Raw genomic sequence first — 17,110 nt, forward strand, 5'->3', positions numbered from 1 at the left:
TGACGACAACGTTCGTGGACAGCGCGCACCCAAACAAAAACCCGCGGCACGCCGCGGGTTCGTTTGCTTACATCGCCGATTTGGACTCTTCCGGCTTGGCCTTGGCCTCCTGCTTCGCCGTCGACTTGGCAGGCTTGGCGCTCATCCCTTCCTTGCCCTTGCCATTGACCACCAGCCCCGCCTCGGTCAGCTTGACCGCCTTCTTGTCCCCGATCCCCTTCACGCGATGCTGCAGGTCGGCCCAATCCTTGAACTCCCCTTTCGCACGCTCATCCAGGATCTTCTTGGACATGCTCGGTCCCACTCCTTTCACGCCATCCAGCGCGGCGGCGTCGGCCTTGTTGACGTCGACCTGGGCGAAGGCGAAGCTGCCGGACAAGGCCAGCGTGGCGACTGCGAGCATCAGTTTCTTGATCATGTAAGTCTCCGTTGGTTGATGCTGGACGGCGGCTGCCGCCCAACGCACAACTAACGGCCCGGCCCCATCGGCGTTGACGGTCCGGGATTGACCAGGATCAACCGGGGAACAGCTCCTCGCGGGTCACGGTGGCCGTGCCCAGCTTGCCCACCACGATGCCGCCGGCGCGGTTGGCCGTGGCCAGCGCCTCGGCCATCGGCGCGCCTGCGCCCAGCATCGCGGCCAGGGTCGCGATCACGGTGTCGCCCGCGCCCGAGACGTCGAACACCTCGCGCGCATCCGCATGCACGTGCAGCACTTCGGTGGCGGTGAACAGGCTCATGCCCTCTTCCGACCGGGTCAGCAGCAGCGCTTCCAGGCCCAGTTCCTCGCGCAGGCGCTGGGCCTTCTGGAGCAGTTGCTCCTCGGTCTTCCAGCCGCCCACCACGCGCTGCAGCTCCGAGCGGTTCGGGGTCAGGATCGAGGCGCCCTTGTAGGGCGTGAAATCGTCGCCCTTCGGGTCGACCAGCACGATCTTGCCGGCTTCGCGCGCCGACTTGACCATCTCGGCCACGTTGACCAGCGCGCCCTTGTTATAGTCCGACAGGATCACCACGTCGTAGTCCGGCAGCAGGGCCTTGAACTGGTCCAGCTTGTCGCGCAGGACGGTCTCGGTCGGCGCGTCCTCGAAGTCGATGCGCACCATCTGCTGCTGGCGCCCGATGACGCGCAGCTTGATGATGGTGGAGATCGCGTCGTCGCGCTTGAGGTAGCTGTGGATGCGCGAATCGCGCAGCAGCTTCTCGACCTCGTCGCCCGCCTCGTCGTTGCCGGTCACGCCCAGCAGGCCCGTGTGGGCGCCCAGCGCGGCCGCGTTGCGCGCCACGTTGGCGGCGCCGCCCAGGCGCTCCTCGCGGCGTTCGATGCGCACCACGGGCACCGGCGCTTCCGGCGAGATGCGCGAGACGTCGCCGAACCAGTAGCGGTCGAGCATCACGTCGCCCACCACCAGCAGGCGCACGGCGGACAATTGCGGGGCCGCCTGGTGGCGGAAGCTGTCTGCCGCCAGCAGGCGGCTCGGGGTCAGGTCATTCATGGCGTTGCGAAATCAGTTCATCACGTTCAGTTCTTCGGTGCGGCGCGGCGGATAGGTCTCCCAGCGGCTGCAGCCCGGGCACTGCCAGTAGAACTGACGCGCCTTGAATCCGCAGTGGCTGCACTGGTAGCGCGCCAGCTTCTGGGTGTAGCGCTGCACCAGGTTCTTGACCATCGACAGCTCTTCCCACACGTGCGCCGGGGCGTCCATCAGGCGCGCTTCCAGCAGCTTGTCCAGGCCCAGCAGGGTCGGGTTGCGGCGCAGCTCCTCGATCACCAGCTGCTTGGCCGCTTCCACGCCGTCCAGTTCGATGACGGCCTTGAACACGACCTCGATCAAGTCGATCGACGAGGCCTCGGCCAGGTAGGCGCGCAGCAGGTTGACGCCTTCCTGCGGGCGGCCGACCTTGCGGTAGCCGTCCATCAGGCGCTGGGCCACCAGGGCCACATGCGGCACGCTCTGGTGCTCCACGCGGCGCCAGGTCACCAGGGCGCCCTCGGTGTCGCCCTGGGCCAGCAGCGCGTCGCCATGCAGGATGGTGGCGCGCACGCTGCTGCGGTCGGCCTGGAGGGCCTTGTCCAGAAGCGCCATGGCGTCGCTCGGCTGCAGGTGCACCAGGGCGTCCTGGGCCAGCTCGCAATAGAACTGGGCGATTTCCTTCTGGCGCGCGCCGGCGCCGGATTCCTGCAGGCCGGTGGCGACGTCGATGGCGCGCTTCCATTCCTTCTCGCGCTGGTAGATCTCGAGCAGCGCACGACGTGCCTGCACCGCGAACGGGGTGTCGGTCAGCAGGTTGAAGGTTTCCTCGGCGCGGTCCAGCAGGCCGGCCTTGAGGTAGTCCATGCCGAGTTCGTACTGGGCGTGGGCCTTTTGCTCGCTCGGCAGGTCCGGGCGCGCCAGCAGGTTCTGGTGGACGCGGATGGCGCGCTCGGTCTCGCCGCGGCGGCGGAACAGGTTACCGAGGGCAAAGTGCATGTCGGCCGATTCCGGGTCGAGCTTGACGATCTCGATGAAGGAATCGATGGCCTTGTCCGGCTGCTCGTTGAGCAGGTGGTTCAGGCCCTTGAAGTAGCCGCGCGGCAGGGTGCGCGATTCGGAGACCAGTTCGTTGATGTCGACGCGGGCGGCGAGCCAGCCCAGGCCGAAGAAGAATGGGATGCCGAGCAGCATCCAGAGTTCGAATTCCATATGTTCTTATTGTGTTGTGTAGCGGTTAGCGCACGGGCGGCACGCTGTCGGGCTGCGGCGGCGCGGCGCCGGTGCCGGCGGCGCTCTGCAGGGCCTGGATGGTGTTCTTGTGCTGCGAGCTCTGGCGGCGCTGGCGGAACACGGTCGGCGTCAGCGCCAGGATGCCCAGCGCCGCCCCGGCCACGAAGAAGGCCAGCAGCATGAGCACGAGCGGGCCGCGCAATTCATAGTCGAGGAAGAAATGCAGGTCGACTTCCTGTGTGTTCTTGAGGGCGAAGCCGAAGAACAGGATGAACAGGACGATGCCGGCGATGGTCGAGACGAATCTCATCGGGTGGTTCCGCTGGTGGAGTGGGCAAAGGCGCAGTGTCGCATATCCGGCATGATATTTCAAAACGGTTGAGGGTGCTCTTCGATAGGGTGATTGCTGAGCTTCGTGGTGCGCGTCGAACTTGGCTCCCCGCCAAGGGCGGCCCAAGTTTGCATGCGTACCACTACCTCAAACAGCACCGACGAAAAAAAAACGGCATCCTCACGGACGCCGTTCTTGTCTGCAAGCCAGCAGACGACTTCAGTCTTCAATGATGGGCTGCCCCACCATCGCGTCCACCCGCTCGCGCAACTGCTTGCCCGGCTTGAAGTGGGGCACCCGTTTTTCGGGCACCATCACCTTGTCGCCGGACTTCGGATTGCGTCCGATGCGCGGGGGCCGGCTGTTCAGTGCGAAGCTGCCGAAACCACGGATCTCGATGCGCTGGCCACTCGCCAGGGCGTTCGTCATCGCATCGAGGATGGTCTTGACCGCGAACTCCGCATCCTTCGCCACCAGCTGGGAATAACGCTCAGCCAGGCGATTGATCAGCTCGGACTTGGTCATCTGCTCGCTCCAGGTAAGGAATTAACCCTTGTTGTCGAACTTGGCTTTCAGCAGTGCGCCCAGGCTGGTGGTGCCCGATGCTGCGCTGTTGTCCGAAGCCAGCTTGTTCATTGCTTCCTGGGTGTCGGCGCTATCTTTCGCCTTGATCGACAGCTGGATGCTGCGAGCCTTGCGATCGATGTTGATGACCAGGGCTTCGACCTTGTCGCCCACCTTCAGGTGGGTGCCGGCGTCTTCCACGCGGTCACGCGAGATTTCCGAAGCGCGCAGGTAGCCTTCGACTTCGTCGTTCAGCGCGATCACGGCGCCTTTCGGCTCAACCGACTTCACGGTGCCGGTGACCAGGGTGCCCTTGTCGTTCAGCGAAGCGAAGTTGTTGAACGGGTCGCCTTCCAGCTGCTTCACGCCCAGCGAGACACGCTCGCGCTCGACGTCGATTGCCAGGACCACGGCTTCCAGCTCGTCGCCCTTCTTGAACTTGCGCACGGCTTCTTCGCCGGCTTCGGTCCACGACAGGTCCGACAGGTGCACCAGGCCGTCGATGTTGCCCGGCAGGCCGATGAACACGCCGAAGTCGGTGATCGACTTGATCAGGCCCTTGACCTTGTCGCCCTTCTTGTGGGTCATGCCGAAGTCGTCCCACGGATTCGCCTTGCACTGCTTCATGCCCAGCGAGATACGGCGACGCTCTTCGTCGATTTCCAGGACCATGACTTCGACTTCGTCGCCCAGCTGGACAACCTTGTTCGGAGCCACGTTCTTGTTGGTCCAGTCCATTTCCGAGACGTGCACCAGGCCTTCGATGCCCTGCTCGACTTCCACGAACGCACCGTAGTCGGTCAGGTTGGTGACCTTGCCGAACAGGCGGGTGCCTTGCGGGTAGCGACGCGACAGACCGGTCCACGGATCGTCGCCCAGCTGCTTGACGCCCAGCGAGACGCGGTTCTTTTCCTGGTCGTACTTGAGGACCTTGGCGGTGATTTCCTGGCCAACCGACAGCACTTCCGACGGGTGACGCACGCGACGCCATGCCAGGTCGGTGATGTGCAGCAGGCCGTCGATGCCGCCCAGGTCGACGAACGCACCGTAGTCGGTGATGTTCTTGACGACGCCGGTAACCACGGTGCCTTCTTTCAGGGTTTCCATCAGCTTCGCACGCTCTTCGCCCATCGATGCTTCGATGACGGCGCGGCGCGACAGCACGACGTTGTTACGCTTGCGGTCCAGCTTGATGACCTTGAATTCCAGGGTCTTGCCTTCGAACGGGGTGGTGTCCTTGACCGGACGGGTGTCGACCAGCGAACCCGGCAGGAATGCGCGGATGCCGTTGGTCAGGACGGTCAGGCCGCCTTTGACTTTACCGTTGACGGTACCGGTGACGATCTCGCCCGATTCCATTGCTTTTTCCAGAGCCAGCCACGATGCCAGGCGCTTGGCCTTGTCGCGCGACAGGATGGTGTCGCCGAAGCCGTTTTCCAGCGACTCGATGGCCACGGAAACGAAGTCGCCGATCTGGACTTCCAGTTCGCCCTGGTCATTCTTGAATTCGTCGACCGGAATGAAAGCTTCCGACTTCAGGCCGGCGTTGACGATCACGAAGTTGTGATCCAGGCGCACGACTTCAGCCGAAATGACTTCGCCCGAACGCATGTCTTGACGCGACAGCGATTCTTCGAAGAGGGCGGCGAAGCTTTCCATGCCGGTTTCGTTGGTGGTTGCAGTAGACATAAAAGAGGTTACTCAGGTTAGCCAGCAGCCCGTCGATATTGCGGACTGAACTGGGTCAGGTTGAAACACACCTGCGGCGGCGAAATTGCCGTACAGGCACCAAAGGACGACAGCCGGGAGACCGTCGTCCCCGCGAAGGCGGGGACCCAAGTTATATGCGGTCAAGCGGCGATGACTCAAGCCAACAATTACGCAAAGGACTTGGATTCCCGCCTGCGCGGGAATGACGTTTTTTAGGCTAACTAAAAAACGCCAATCAATTCTTCTTATGCATGCGCATACCAGGCCAGCACCTGTTCGATCGCCTGTTCGGCCGTCATCTCCGAGGTATCCAGGATATGCGCATCCTCCGCCGGCACCAGCGGGGCCACGGCGCGCTTGGTATCGCGCTCGTCCCTCGCCTGCAAATCCGCCAGCAGACCGTCCATATTAGCAGAAAACCCTTTGTCAATCAATTGCTTATACCGGCGCTGCGCACGCGCCTCAACACTTGCGGTCAAGAACACTTTTAGCTTGGCGGTCGGAAAAATCACGGTCCCCATGTCGCGCCCGTCCGCCACCAGGCCCGGCGCCTCGCGGAAGCCCAGTTGCAAGGCGAACAAGGCCTGGCGCACGGTCGGCAGCGCGGCGATCTTCGATGCCATGTTGCCAACCTCTTCCGCCCGGATCGCCTGGGTGACGTTCTCGCTGGCCAGGAACACGTCATGGCCCACGAAGCGCGCCGGCAGGTGCTCGGCCAGCTTGGCGATGCCGTGCTCGTCGCGCAATTCAAGGCCGCGGCGCATCGCCTGCAGCGCCGTCAGGCGGTACAGCGCGCCCGAGTCGAGCAGGTGGAAGCTCAGCCTGTCGGCGACCTTGGCCGCCACCGTGCCCTTGCCGGAAGCGGTCGGGCCGTCGATGGTGATGACTGGAACGTTGGAATTCGGCATAAGGATTTAGAACAGTTCGTTGCGGGCGATGCTGGCGAACGCCTCGAAATAATCCGGGAAGGTCTTGGCGACGCATTTCGGATCGTTGATGCGCATGGCGTTGCCGCGGCGCGCCTTGCCGTCGAGCGAGGCGAGCGAGAAGCACATGGCCATGCGGTGGTCGTCGTAGGTGTCGATGGTGGCCGGCTTGAGCTGCTCCGGCGGGGTGATGCGGATGTAGTCCGGGCCCTCTTCCACCTCGGCGCCCACCTTGCGCAGCTCGGTCGCCATGGCCGACAGGCGGTCGGTTTCCTTCACGCGCCAGCTGGCGATGTTGCGCAGCGTGGAGGTGCCGTCCGCATACAGCGCCGCCACGGCGATGGTCATGGCCGCGTCCGGAATGTGGTTGAAGTCGGCGTCGATGGCCTTCAGCACGCCGTTCGAACGCGCCTCGATCCAGTTCTCGCCGCGCGTGACGATGGCGCCCATGCGCTCCAGCGCGTCGGCGAAGCGCACGTCGCCCTGGATGCTGTTCTCCCCTACCCCTTCCACGCGCACCGGGCCGCCGGCAATCGCGCCCGCCGCCAGGAAGTAGGACGCCGACGAGGCGTCGCCTTCGACGTGGATGGTGCCCGGACTCTGGTAGCGCTGGCCCGGATGCACGGTGAACGAGGCCCAGCCGTTCTGCTCGACCGTCACGCCGAAACGGCGCATCAGGTTCAGGGTGATCTCGATGTAGGGCTTGGAAATCAGCTCGCCGACCACGTCGATGGACACCGCGTGGGTCTTGGCCATCAGCGGTGCGCTCATCAGGAGCGCGGTCAGGAACTGGCTCGACACATTGCCGCGCACCGAAATGCGGTTGGCGTGAATGTGGCCGCGCTTGACTCGCAGCGGTGGGAAGCCCTGCTCGCCTGTGTACTCGATCTGGGCGCCGACTTCGTTGAGCGCGTCGACCAGGTCGCCGATCGGGCGCTCGTGCATGCGCGACACGCCGTGCAGAGTGTAGTCGCCGCCGATCACGGCCAGGGCCGCGGTCAGCGGGCGGATCGCGGTGCCGGCGTTGCCCATGAACAGGTCGGCTTCGTGATTGGGCAGCACGCCGCCCTGGCCGTGGACGACCACGGTGCGTTCGTCGACTTCATCCCACTGGATGCCGAGCGAGCGCAGCGCGCCCAGCATCACCATGGTGTCGTCCGAGGCCAGCAGGTCGTGGATCGTGGTCGTGTCTTCCGACAGCGCAGCCAGCAGCAGGGTGCGATTCGAAATGCTTTTGGAACCCGGCAGGCGCACCGTCCCCGCCGTGTGCAGCACGGGTTCGAGGTCGATATGCTGGGGGTAGTGTTTTTGCTGCGTCATTCTGGTTCCTGGTTGGGCGGGGGCGGCGGAGAGCCGGCTTCGATGGCTTCGATCCACTCGCGCCGGGCGCGCTGCGCATTCGCGTAGACAGCTTCCAAGGCGGCGCCGTCGGACGCGGCCAATCGCGCGCGCAATGTAGTCAATTGTGCCAGATAAGCATCCAGCTCGGTGAGCAAGGCTGCCTGGTTGGCCAGGCTGATGTCGCGCCACATCTCGGGCGAGGAGCCGGCGATGCGGGTGAAGTCGCGGAAACCGCTGGCGGCGTACTGGAACAGCAGGTCGGCATGGGGCTTGGCCGCGATGTCGTCCACCAGGGCGTAGGCCAGCAGGTGCGGCAGGTGGCTGACGGCGGCGAACACGCGGTCGTGCTCAAGCGGGCTCAGCATATGGATGAGCGCCCCGCAGGCGCGCCAGGCTTCGGCCACCAGCTCGACCGCGTCGTCGGCATTCTCCGGCAGCGGCGTCAGCACCGCCTTCTTGCCGCGGTAGAGCGTGGCAATGGCCGCATCCGGGCCGTTCGATTCGCTGCCCGCGATCGGATGGCCGGGCACGAACTGGTGGATGCGTTCGCCCAGCACTTCGCGCGCCGCGGCGACCACGTCGCTCTTGGTGCTGCCGGCGTCGGTGACGACGGTGCGCGCGCCGAGATGCGGCAGCAGCGCGGCCAGGATGCGCCCGGTCTGGGCCACCGGCGCGGCCAGCAGCACCAGGTCGGCATCCCTCGCCGTGTCGAACGAGGCAGCGACTTCGTCGACGATCCCCAGCTCCAGCGCACGCGCCATCGCCTGCGGCTCGCGGCCGATGCCGACCACGCGGCGCACCGCGCCGGCGGCCTTGAGCCCCAGCGCGAACGAGCCGCCGATCAGGCCGACGCCGACGATGACGACCTTATCCAGCATTCAGCCGAGCGCCTTCTTGAGCGCCGCGATGAAGGTCGCGTTCTCTTCCGGCAAGCCGATCGAGATGCGCAGCCATTGCGGCAGGCCGTAGTTGCCGACCGGACGCACGATCACACCCTGCTTGAGCAGCGCCAGGTTGACGCGCGCGCCGGCGCCATCGTCGTTGCCGACCTTGACCAGCACGAAGTTGCCGAAGGACGGCACGTATTCCAGGCCCAGCTCATCGAAGGCGGCGATCATCTGCTGGTAGCCTTCGAAGTTGTTCTTCGCGCCCTTCTCCAGGAATTCCTTGTCGTTCAGCGCGGCCACGGCGGCCGCCTGGGCCAGCGAGTTCACGTTGAAGGGCTGGCGGATGCGGTTCATCAGGTCGGTCACTTCCGGCTGGGCGATGGCGTAGCCCACGCGCAGGCCGGCCAGGCCGTAGGCCTTGGAGAAGGTGCGCGAGACGATCAGGTTCGGGTACTTGCGCACCCACTGGCTCGACTCGAACTGGTGCTCGGGAGCCAGGTATTCGTTATAGGCCTCGTCCAGCACCACGATCACGTTGGCCGGGACTTTTTGCAGGAAGGCTTCGACTTGCGGCGCCGGGAAGAAGGTGCCGGTCGGGTTGTTCGGGTTGGCGACATAGACCAGGCGAGTCTCAAGGTCGATGGCGGCCGCCATGGCGTCGAGGTCGTGGCCGAAGTCCTTGGCCGGGACCACGATGGCGCGGCCGCCCACGCCCTGGGTGGCCAGCGCGTACACGGCGAACGAGTACTGCGAGTACACCACCGCCTCGCCCTTTTGCACGAAGGCGTGCGCGGCGATTTCCAGGATGTCGTTGCTGCCGTTGCCCAGCGTGATCCAGTCGGCCGGCACGTCGTAGCGGCTGGACAGCGCGGCCTTCAGGTCGAAGCCGTTGGCGTCCGGATAGCGGCCCAGCTCAGCGGCGGCGGCCAGCATCGCCTGGCGGCTCGATTCCGGCAGGCCGAAGGGATTCTCGTTGGAGGCCAGCTTGACGATGTCGGCTTCGTTCAGGCCGAATTCGCGCGCGACTTCCGCGATCGGTTTGCCGGCTTGATAGGGAGCGATGGCGCGAACGTACTCGGGTCCGAATTGGTGGTGCATGGTCAGTCTCTCGAAATGGATTAAAGGCTTTGCGGATAAGACCCCAGCACCTTGAAGAAGGCGGCGTTGTCTTTCAGTTCTTCGAGGGCGCGGGCGACGGCGGCGTCATGCACATGGCCCTCGATGTCGACGTAGAAGTAGTATTCCCAGGTGCCGATGCGCGCCGGGCGCGACTCGAAGCGCGTCATCGACACGCCGTGCTTGGACAGCGGCGCCAGCAGGTTGTAGACGGCGCCGGCCTTGTTCGGCACGGCCAGCACCAGCGCGGTGCGGTCGCGTCCCGACGGGCCGGTCTGCAGGGAACCGATCACCACGAAGCGGGTGCGGTTGTGCGGGTCGTCCTGGATGTGGGCCTGGACCACGCCGAGCTGGTACTGCTCGCCCGCCATCTCGCTGGCGATGGCGGCCACGCTCGGGTCCTGGCTGGCCAGCACGGCCGCCTCGGCGTTCGAGGCCACGGCGCGGCGCTCGATGCCGGGATAGTGCTGGTTGAGCCAGACCTGGCACTGGGCCAGGGCCTGCGAATGGGCGCACACGGTCTTGACGCCGTCCATCGAGCCGGTCTTGGTCATCAGGCTGTGGTGGACCGGGATCGAGACTTCGCCGCTGATGATGGTGGTGGTGGCCAACAGCAGGTCCAGGGTGCGGTTGATCGCGCCCTCGGACGAGTTCTCGACCGGGACCACGCCGAAGTCGGCGGTGCCGGCCTCGGTGGCGCGGAACACCTCGTCGATGGACACGCACGGCAGCGTTTCGATGGCGCTGCCGAACTGCTGGAACACGGCCTGCTCGCTGAAGGTGCCCGAGGGGCCGAGATAGGCGACCGTGACGCGCTTTTCCAGCGCGCGGCAGGACGACATGATTTCGCGGAAGATGGTCTGGACGTCGCGGTCCTTGAGCGGGCCGGGATTGCGCTCGGCCACGCCGCGCAGCACCTGCGCTTCGCGCTCGGGGCGGAACACCGGGGCGTCGGTCTCGGCCTTGACGTGGCCGACTTCCTGCGCGACCTTGCCGCGGCGGCTCAGGAGCTCCAGGATTTGCGCGTCGATCGCATCGATCTGTTCGCGCAGGGGTTTGAGTTTGTCTGTCATCGTTATGCTTAATCGGTCGATTTGTTCGTTGGCGCGAAGCTGCGCCGTGCACTGGATGCACGGCCACGCGCCACAGCGGCGTTAGCGGCCGGCGAACTCGTTCAAATAATCGACGAGGGCTTGTACACCCTCGATCGGCATCGCGTTGTAGATCGATGCCCGCATGCCGCCGACGGACTTGTGGCCCTTCAGTTGCAGCAGCCCGCGCGCCTTCGCGCCGGCCAGGAATTGTTCGTTCAGGGATTCGTCGCGCAGGTAGAACGGCACGTTCATGCGCGAACGGTATTCGGGCGCCACGCGATTCTGGTAGAAGTCGTCGGCATCCAGCGCGGCGTACAGCAGGCGCGCTTTCTCGATATTACGCTGCTCCATCGCCGCCACGCCGCCATTGCGCTTGAGCCAGGCGAACACCAGGCCGGCGATGTAGATCGAATAGGTCGGCGGCGTGTTGAACATCGATTCGTGCTCGGCCACGGTCTTCCAGTGGAAGGCGGACGGGCAGATGTTCAGCGCCTCGTTCAGCAGGTCGTCGCGCACGATCGCGAGCGTCAGGCCGGCCGGGCCGATGTTCTTCTGGGCGCCGGCGAAGATCACGCCGTATTTCGACACGTCGATTGAGCGCGACAGGATGTGCGAGGACATGTCGGCCACGATCGGCGTGCGGGCGTCGACCTGGGGCACGAAGTTGAACTCCAGGCCGTCGATGGTTTCGTTGGTGCAGATGTGCAGGTAGGCCGCGCCGGGGGTGAGGCGCCAGGTGTCCTGCGGCGGAATGCTGGTGAAGCCGTTGGCTTCCGCGGAGGCCGCCACGTTGGCGTTGGCGTAGCGCTTGGCTTCCTTGATCGACTTGCCCGACCACGAACCCGTGTGGACGAAATCGATGGTGCCGGGCTGCGGGCAGCAGCCGAGCATGTTCATCGGGATGATGGCGTTCTGGCCCAGTCCACCGCCCTGCATGAACAGGATCTTGTAGTTGGCCGGGACGGCCAGCAGTTCGCGCAGGTCGGCTTCGGCCTGCTTGTAGATGGAGATGAATTCCGGACCGCGGTGGCTCATCTCCATCACCGACATGCCGCTGCCATGCCAGTCGAGCATCTCGGCGGCCGCCTGCTGCAGCACTTCTTTCGGGAGGACGGCCGGGCCGGCCGAAAAGTTGAAGATCTGGGTCATGCGGTCCTTTCTTGCCGATTACTGTTTCTGAGCTTCTTGCAACGCCTGCTGCATCAGATTGCCGATGCGCGGCAGGACGATCTTCTGGCTCAGCGCCATGCTTTCCGCGGACAGCTTCGGCATCATCGTCATCATCTTGCGGCCCAGCGGCGTGGTGTAGAAGGCGGTGAGTTCCCTGATTTCGGCAGCCGTGAAATTGTTGGCGTAGATGGGCACCATCTCGGCCAGCATCTCGTCGACCAGGACCGGATCGCGGAACATCTGGTTCATTGCCTTCGCCACACCGGGGAGGACCTTGTCGACCTTCGCCATCGCATCGCGCTTCTGCTCGGCGCTCAGGCTCGTATCGCTCTGGATCATGCTGGCCGCCTGCGCACGCATCATGGCCGGCATCGCCTTTTCCATTTCAGCGAAGGAGCCGAGCATGGCCTTGCGCGCGTCCATCACCTCGAGCAGCTTCTTCGCCGCCGCGGTCGTTTGTGCATCGGCAGCGTGGGCGATGGTCGGCAGGCCGGCGAAGGCGGCGGCAGCGGCGAGGACGAGAGCGATTTTTTTCATTGAGACTCCGGGCGGGCCGGTGCGCCCGTTGAGAACTGCGTGTGGACAGCCGGCTTACCAGGCCGGCCGGCGGCGGGAGCGCCGCTCCCGCCGTGTTGCTGCTGTGCGCCTTACTGCGGCGCCGGCTCGAGCTCGACTTCTTCGAGGTCGGTCTCGACGATACGCTGCAGGCCCGACAGCTTGGTGCCGTCTTCGACCGCGATCAGGGTCACACCCTGGGTCGCGCGGCCCATCTCGCGGATCTCGGCCACGCGGGTACGGATCAGCACGCCGCCGGTCGTGATCAGCATGATCTCGTCGGTTTCGTCGACCAGGGTCGCGGCCACCACCTTGCCGTTACGCTCGGAGGTCTGGATCGCGATCATGCCCTTGGTGCCGCGGCCGTGGCGGGTGTACTCGGTGATCGGAGTACGTTTGCCGAAGCCGTTCTCGGTGGCCGTGAGCACCGACTGCTGCTCGTTCTCGGCCACCAGCAGGGCGATGACTTGCTGGCCCTCTTCCAGGTTCATGCCGCGCACGCCGCGCGCGGTACGGCCCATCGGACGCACATCGTTCTCGTCGAAGCGCACCGCCTTGCCGCCGTCCGAGAACAGCATCACGTCGTGCTTGCCGTCGGTCAGGGCGGCGCCCACCAGCACGTCGCCTTCGTCCAGGTCGACGGCGATGATGCCGGCCTTGCGCGGGTTGCTGAAGTCCTTCAGCGGGGTCTTCTTGACGGTGCCCAGCGAGGTCGACATGAACACGTAGTGGTCTTCCGGGAAGGTCCGGTTCTCGCCCGACAGCGGCAGGATCACGGTGATCTTCTCGTTCTCCTGCAGCGGGAACATGTTCACGATCGGCTTGCCGCGCGAGTTGCGCGAGCCCTGCGGCACTTCCCACACCTTCAGCCAGTACATGCGGCCGCGGTTAGAGAAGCACAGGATGTAGTCGTGGGTGTTGGCGATGAACAGCTGGTCGATCCAGTCCTCGTCCTTGGTCGCCATCGCCTGCTTGCCGCGCCCGCCGCGCTTCTGGGCGCGGTATTCCGAGATCGGCTGCGACTTCATGTAGCCGGTGTGCGACAGGGTCACCACCATGTCCTGCGGGGTGATCAGGTCTTCGGTTTCCAGGTCGCTGGCGTTGTGCTCGATGGCCGAACGGCGGGTGTCCTTGCCGTTGTCGGCGTATTCGGCCTTGATCGCCACCATCTCGTCCGAGATGATGGTGGTCACGCGCTCGGGCTTGGCCAGGATGTCGAGCAGGTCGGCGATGTGGGCCATCACTTCCTTGTACTCGTTGACGATCTTGTCCTGCTCCAGGCCGGTCAGGCGCTGCAGGCGCATCTGCAGGATTTCCTGGGCCTGCTCGTCCGACAGCTTGTACAGGCCATCAAGCTGCATGCCGTAGTGCTTCGGCAGGTGCTCCGGACGGAAGGCTTCGATGCCGCCGGCCGCGCCGGTTTCGGTACGGTTCAGCATTTCGCGCACCAGGGACGAATCCCAGGCGCGCGCCATCAGTTCGGTCTTCGCGATCGGCGGCGTCGGCGCGGCCTTGATGATCGCGATGAAGTCGTCGATGTTGGCCAATGCGACAGCCAGGCCTTCCAGCATGTGGCCGCGGTCGCGCGCCTTGCGCAGTTCGAACACGGTGCGGCGGGTGACCACTTCGCGGCGGTGCGACAGGAAGCACTCCAGCATCTGCTTGAGGTTCAGCAGCTTCGGCTGGCCGTTGACCAGCGCCACCATGTTCATGCCGAAGGTGTCTTGCAGCTGGGTCTGCTTGTACAGGTTGTTCAGCACTACTTCCGGCACTTCACCGCGCTTGAGCTCGATGACCACGCGCATGCCCGATTTGTCGGACTCGTCGCGGATGTCGGAGATGCCTTCCAGCTTCTTGTCGCGCACGTTCTCGGCGATACGCTCGAGCAGCGACTTCTTGTTCACCTGGTAGGGCAGCTCGTCGATGATGATCGCGGTGCGGCCGCCATCCTTGCCATATTCTTCGAAGTGGGTCTTGGCGCGCATCACCACGCGGCCGCGGCCGGTGCGGTAGCCGTCGCGCACGCCCGAGACGCCGTAGATGATGCCGGCGGTCGGGAAGTCCGGCGCCGGGATCAGTTCGATCAGCTCGTCGATCGTGCATTCCGGGTTGCGCAGCACGTGCAGCGCGCCGTTGATGACTTCCGACAGGTTGTGCGGCGGGATGTTGGTGGCCATGCCGACCGCGATGCCCGAGGAACCGTTGATGAGCAGGTTCGGGATGCGGGTCGGCAGGACGGTCGGTTCCTTTTCCTTGCCGTCGTAGTTCGGCTGGAAGTCGACGGTGTCCTTGTCGATATCGGCCAGGATCTCGCTCGCGATGCGGTCCAGGCGGCACTCGGTGTAACGCATCGCCGCGGCGCTGTCGCCGTCGATGGAGCCGAAGTTGCCCTGTCCGTCCACCAGGGTGTAGCGCAGGGAGAAGTCCTGCGCCATGCGCACCAGGGTGTCGTAAATGGAGGCGTCGCCGTGCGGGTGGTATTTACCCATCGTGTCGCCGACCACGCGCGCGCACTTCACGTACGGACGGTTGTGTACGTAGTTACTCTCGTGCATGGAGTACAGCACGCGGCGGTGCACCGGCTTCAGGCCGTCGCGCACGTCCGGCAGAGCTCGCCCCACGATCACGCTCATGGCGTAGTCGAGGTAGCTCTTGCGCATCTCTTCTTCGAGGGAAATTGGGACTGTTTCTTTTGCGAATTGATCCATGGGGCGGGTCGGCTGCTTTTCAGCGTTTGGTTATGAGTTGCAACGGACGATTCTACCACGCGCGCCTTAGCTGCTGCGCAATTCCTCCGAGGCTTTTCAGCGCCCGTTTCGAGGGTGAGTCAAGCGCGAAATGTCGAGGATGGTCAACGGAGCGTAAATTTGCTTGCCGAAACGTTGCATATAAACAACGTCAAGCAAATAATGCTTGAAGTTTGATTTAGGTGTAGTCGTGCGATTTTTGCGCGTATGGCAAAATGGGCAGGAAGTTAATTGCTCGTTTCACAATACGAAACAGACTGCTCGGCCGCTGTGTTATCATCCTGACTACACGGAGCCTGTCTGCTTCGCTAGGAATCTACCGAAAGGAAAAAACAACATGAATAAATTGGCCACCTTCTTGCTCGCAGCGTCGGCCGCGATCGCGGGCAACGCATTTGCGCAGAGCGCACCGCCGTACGCACCGCTGACCACCGACATCCAGGCGCGCACCCCGTACAGCGCCTACGTCCAGGACAGCCGCGGCGTGATCGCCCGTAATCCTTTCGGCCTGTGCTGGCGTACCGGCTACTGGACCCCGGCCGACGCGGTCCCGGGCTGCGACGCACCGCTGTGCGTCCCGCCTGAAAAGCTCGAAAACGGCAAGTGCGTCGCTCCGCCGCCACCGCCGGCACCTGCCCCGGCTCCGGTTGCCGAACCGGCACCTGCCCCGGCACCGGCTCCGGTCCCGACCTCGGAAAAGGTGAGCTACTCGGCTGACGCCTTCTTCGACTTCGACAAGGCTGTGCTGAAGCCGGCCGGCAAGAAGTCGCTGGACGACCTGGTCTCGAAGCTGAGCGACATGAACCTGGAAGTCATCATCGCCGTCGGCCACACCGACTCGATCGGCACCGATGCCTACAACCAGAAGCTGTCGATCCGCCGCGCCGAAGCCGTCAAGGCTTACCTGAAGGGCAAGGGCGTGGAAGAGAACCGCATCTACACCGAAGGCAAGGGCGAGAAGCAGCCTGAAGCGTCGAACAAGACCTCGGCCGGCCGCGCCAAGAACCGCCGCGTGGAAATCGAAGTCGTCGGTACCCGTACCGTCAACAAGTAATCCACGAAGTGCCCATGAACCCCGCTTCGGCGGGGTTTTTTTTCGTATGTGCATCGGGACTCGCGCAGGGTTCAAGCCGCCTACTTATCACAACGTCACTCCGGCGAAGGCCGGAATCCAAGTTTCCACGCAACACTACCGACATTTTTCCTGCCGCGAACTTGTCCCCCACCCCATTTCCGCTATTATTCCGAGCTATGACGACGACCAACGCCGACCCCTTAGAAATCCAGAAATTCAGCGAACTGGCCCACCGCTGGTGGGACCCGACTTCTGAATTCCGTCCGCTGCACGAGATCAACCCCCTGCGCCTCGAGTGGATCAACGCGCGCGCCCCCCTGGCCGGCAAGAACGTGATCGACATCGGCTGCGGCGGCGGCGTGCTGTCCGAATCCATGGCGCGCAAGGGCGCCAAGGTGACCGGCATCGACCTGTCCAAGAAGGCCCTGAAGGTGGCCGACTTGCACAGCCTGGAATCTGGCGTCGAGGTGCGCTACAAGCACATCGCCGCCGAAGAGATGGCGGCGGCCGAGGCGGGCCAGTTCGACGTCGTCACCTGCATGGAGATGCTCGAGCACGTGCCGGACCCGGCATCGATCGTCCAGGCCGCAGCAAGCCTGGTGAAACCGGGCGGCCACGTGTTCTTCTCGACCCTGAACCGCAATCCCAAGTCCTATCTGTTCGCCGTGATCGGCGCCGAATACATCCTGCGCATGCTGCCGCGCGGCACGCACGACTACGGCAAGTTCATCACGCCGTCCGAGCTGGCGCATTACGCGCGCCAGGCCGGCCTGCAGGTGGATAGCATGAAGGGCCTGACCTACAACCCGATCACCAAGATCTATTCGCTGAACAACGACACCGATGTGAACTACATGGTGGCGTGCAGCAAGCCGCTTTAAACCTGTTTCCT

The 17,110-nt window shown here is 64.4% G+C and carries 16 protein-coding genes; 2 read left to right on the plus strand and 14 right to left on the minus strand.

Annotated features, from left to right (window positions below; all coding sequences use genetic code 11):
- Positions 1–67 precede the first annotated feature (67 nt).
- The 14 genes from KBW95_RS18475 to gyrA form a co-directional block, all read right to left on the minus strand.
- Positions 68–418 (minus strand): helix-hairpin-helix domain-containing protein, encoded by a 351-nt coding sequence (locus tag KBW95_RS18475; protein ID WP_211526847.1) that lies wholly within the window; start codon positions 416–418, stop codon positions 68–70.
- Positions 419–515: 97 nt separating this feature from the next.
- Positions 516–1,493 carry a D-glycero-beta-D-manno-heptose-7-phosphate kinase gene (rfaE1, locus tag KBW95_RS18480; RefSeq protein ID WP_267875481.1) on the minus strand — a complete coding sequence of 326 codons (978 nt, stop codon included), beginning with the start codon at positions 1,491–1,493 and terminating at the stop codon, positions 516–518.
- A 12-nt stretch (positions 1,494–1,505) separates the two neighbouring features.
- Positions 1,506–2,681, minus strand: coding sequence for a lipopolysaccharide assembly protein LapB (gene lapB, locus KBW95_RS18485; protein ID WP_211526846.1), 1,176 nt, complete (start codon positions 2,679–2,681; stop codon positions 1,506–1,508).
- Between the two features lie 25 nt (positions 2,682–2,706).
- Complete coding sequence (locus KBW95_RS18490) at positions 2,707–3,012, minus strand: lipopolysaccharide assembly LapA domain-containing protein (RefSeq protein ID WP_211526845.1); 306 nt, start codon at positions 3,010–3,012, stop codon at positions 2,707–2,709.
- 240 nt (positions 3,013–3,252) lie between these two features.
- The gene (locus KBW95_RS18495) at positions 3,253–3,558 is read right to left on the minus strand and encodes an integration host factor subunit beta (protein WP_036237327.1); all 306 of its coding nucleotides are present in this window, start codon (positions 3,556–3,558) and stop codon (positions 3,253–3,255) included.
- A 21-nt stretch (positions 3,559–3,579) separates the two neighbouring features.
- Entirely contained in the window at positions 3,580–5,286 is a 1,707-nt protein-coding gene (rpsA, locus tag KBW95_RS18500; protein ID WP_267875482.1) for a 30S ribosomal protein S1, read from the minus strand.
- A 266-nt stretch (positions 5,287–5,552) separates the two neighbouring features.
- Entirely contained in the window at positions 5,553–6,215 is a 663-nt protein-coding gene (cmk, locus tag KBW95_RS18505; RefSeq protein ID WP_211526844.1) for a (d)CMP kinase, read from the minus strand.
- A gap of 6 nt (positions 6,216–6,221) precedes the next feature.
- Positions 6,222–7,553: a 3-phosphoshikimate 1-carboxyvinyltransferase gene (gene aroA / locus KBW95_RS18510; protein ID WP_211526843.1), complete on the minus strand. Its 1,332-nt coding sequence runs from the start codon at positions 7,551–7,553 to the stop codon at positions 6,222–6,224.
- Positions 7,550–8,452 (minus strand): prephenate dehydrogenase/arogenate dehydrogenase family protein, encoded by a 903-nt coding sequence (locus KBW95_RS18515; protein WP_211526842.1) that lies wholly within the window; start codon positions 8,450–8,452, stop codon positions 7,550–7,552. The genes aroA and KBW95_RS18515 overlap by 4 nt, the downstream gene beginning before the upstream one ends.
- Positions 8,453–9,559, minus strand: coding sequence for a histidinol-phosphate transaminase (hisC, locus tag KBW95_RS18520; protein WP_211529000.1), 1,107 nt, complete (start codon positions 9,557–9,559; stop codon positions 8,453–8,455). It lies immediately after the preceding gene.
- Positions 9,560–9,579: 20 nt separating this feature from the next.
- Positions 9,580–10,650, minus strand: a complete 1,071-nt coding sequence (gene pheA / locus KBW95_RS18525; protein WP_211526840.1) for a prephenate dehydratase — start codon at positions 10,648–10,650, stop codon at positions 9,580–9,582.
- An 81-nt stretch (positions 10,651–10,731) separates the two neighbouring features.
- Complete coding sequence (gene serC / locus KBW95_RS18530; RefSeq protein WP_211526839.1) at positions 10,732–11,820, minus strand: 3-phosphoserine/phosphohydroxythreonine transaminase; 1,089 nt, start codon at positions 11,818–11,820, stop codon at positions 10,732–10,734.
- 18 nt (positions 11,821–11,838) lie between these two features.
- Positions 11,839–12,378 carry a DUF2059 domain-containing protein gene (locus KBW95_RS18535; RefSeq protein ID WP_211529001.1) on the minus strand — a complete coding sequence of 180 codons (540 nt, stop codon included), beginning with the start codon at positions 12,376–12,378 and terminating at the stop codon, positions 11,839–11,841.
- Between the two features lie 110 nt (positions 12,379–12,488).
- A complete protein-coding gene (gene gyrA / locus KBW95_RS18540) occupies positions 12,489–15,104 on the minus strand; it encodes a DNA gyrase subunit A (RefSeq protein WP_211526837.1) in 2,616 nt (871 codons plus the stop codon).
- A gap of 376 nt (positions 15,105–15,480) precedes the next feature.
- Here gyrA and ompA point away from each other — a divergent pair, with 376 nt between their 5' ends.
- Complete coding sequence (ompA, locus tag KBW95_RS18545; RefSeq protein ID WP_211526836.1) at positions 15,481–16,197, plus strand: outer membrane protein OmpA; 717 nt, start codon at positions 15,481–15,483, stop codon at positions 16,195–16,197.
- Positions 16,198–16,394: 197 nt separating this feature from the next.
- Positions 16,395–17,099, plus strand: a complete 705-nt coding sequence (gene ubiG, locus KBW95_RS18550; RefSeq protein WP_211526835.1) for a bifunctional 2-polyprenyl-6-hydroxyphenol methylase/3-demethylubiquinol 3-O-methyltransferase UbiG — start codon at positions 16,395–16,397, stop codon at positions 17,097–17,099.
- Positions 17,100–17,110 lie beyond the last annotated feature (11 nt).

It is taken from the genome of Massilia sp. ZL223 (genome assembly GCF_018119395.1).
Lineage (GTDB): Bacteria > Pseudomonadota > Gammaproteobacteria > Burkholderiales > Burkholderiaceae_D > Telluria.

Excerpts from the sequence above, each read along its gene's own strand:
- cmk (WP_211526844.1), bottom strand. The coding sequence starts at position 6,215 with ATGCCGAATTCCAACGTTCCAGTCATCACCATCGACGGCCCGACCGCT.
- rpsA (WP_267875482.1), bottom strand. The coding sequence starts at position 5,286 with ATGTCTACTGCAACCACCAACGAAACCGGCATGGAAAGCTTCGCCGCC.
- gyrA (WP_211526837.1), bottom strand. The coding sequence starts at position 15,104 with ATGGATCAATTCGCAAAAGAAACAGTCCCAATTTCCCTCGAAGAAGAG.
- rfaE1 (WP_267875481.1), bottom strand. The coding sequence starts at position 1,493 with ATGAATGACCTGACCCCGAGCCGCCTGCTGGCGGCAGACAGCTTCCGC.
- lapB (WP_211526846.1), bottom strand. The coding sequence starts at position 2,681 with ATGGAATTCGAACTCTGGATGCTGCTCGGCATCCCATTCTTCTTCGGC.
- ompA (WP_211526836.1), top strand. The coding sequence starts at position 15,481 with ATGAATAAATTGGCCACCTTCTTGCTCGCAGCGTCGGCCGCGATCGCG.
- aroA (WP_211526843.1), bottom strand. The coding sequence starts at position 7,553 with ATGACGCAGCAAAAACACTACCCCCAGCATATCGACCTCGAACCCGTG.
- KBW95_RS18515 (WP_211526842.1), bottom strand. The coding sequence starts at position 8,452 with ATGCTGGATAAGGTCGTCATCGTCGGCGTCGGCCTGATCGGCGGCTCG.
- serC (WP_211526839.1), bottom strand. The coding sequence starts at position 11,820 with ATGACCCAGATCTTCAACTTTTCGGCCGGCCCGGCCGTCCTCCCGAAA.
- KBW95_RS18490 (WP_211526845.1), bottom strand. The coding sequence starts at position 3,012 with ATGAGATTCGTCTCGACCATCGCCGGCATCGTCCTGTTCATCCTGTTC.
- hisC (WP_211529000.1), bottom strand. The coding sequence starts at position 9,559 with ATGCACCACCAATTCGGACCCGAGTACGTTCGCGCCATCGCTCCCTAT.
- ubiG (WP_211526835.1), top strand. The coding sequence starts at position 16,395 with ATGACGACGACCAACGCCGACCCCTTAGAAATCCAGAAATTCAGCGAA.
- KBW95_RS18495 (WP_036237327.1), bottom strand. The coding sequence starts at position 3,558 with ATGACCAAGTCCGAGCTGATCAATCGCCTGGCTGAGCGTTATTCCCAG.
- pheA (WP_211526840.1), bottom strand. The coding sequence starts at position 10,650 with ATGACAGACAAACTCAAACCCCTGCGCGAACAGATCGATGCGATCGAC.
- KBW95_RS18535 (WP_211529001.1), bottom strand. The coding sequence starts at position 12,378 with ATGAAAAAAATCGCTCTCGTCCTCGCCGCTGCCGCCGCCTTCGCCGGC.
- KBW95_RS18475 (WP_211526847.1), bottom strand. The coding sequence starts at position 418 with ATGATCAAGAAACTGATGCTCGCAGTCGCCACGCTGGCCTTGTCCGGC.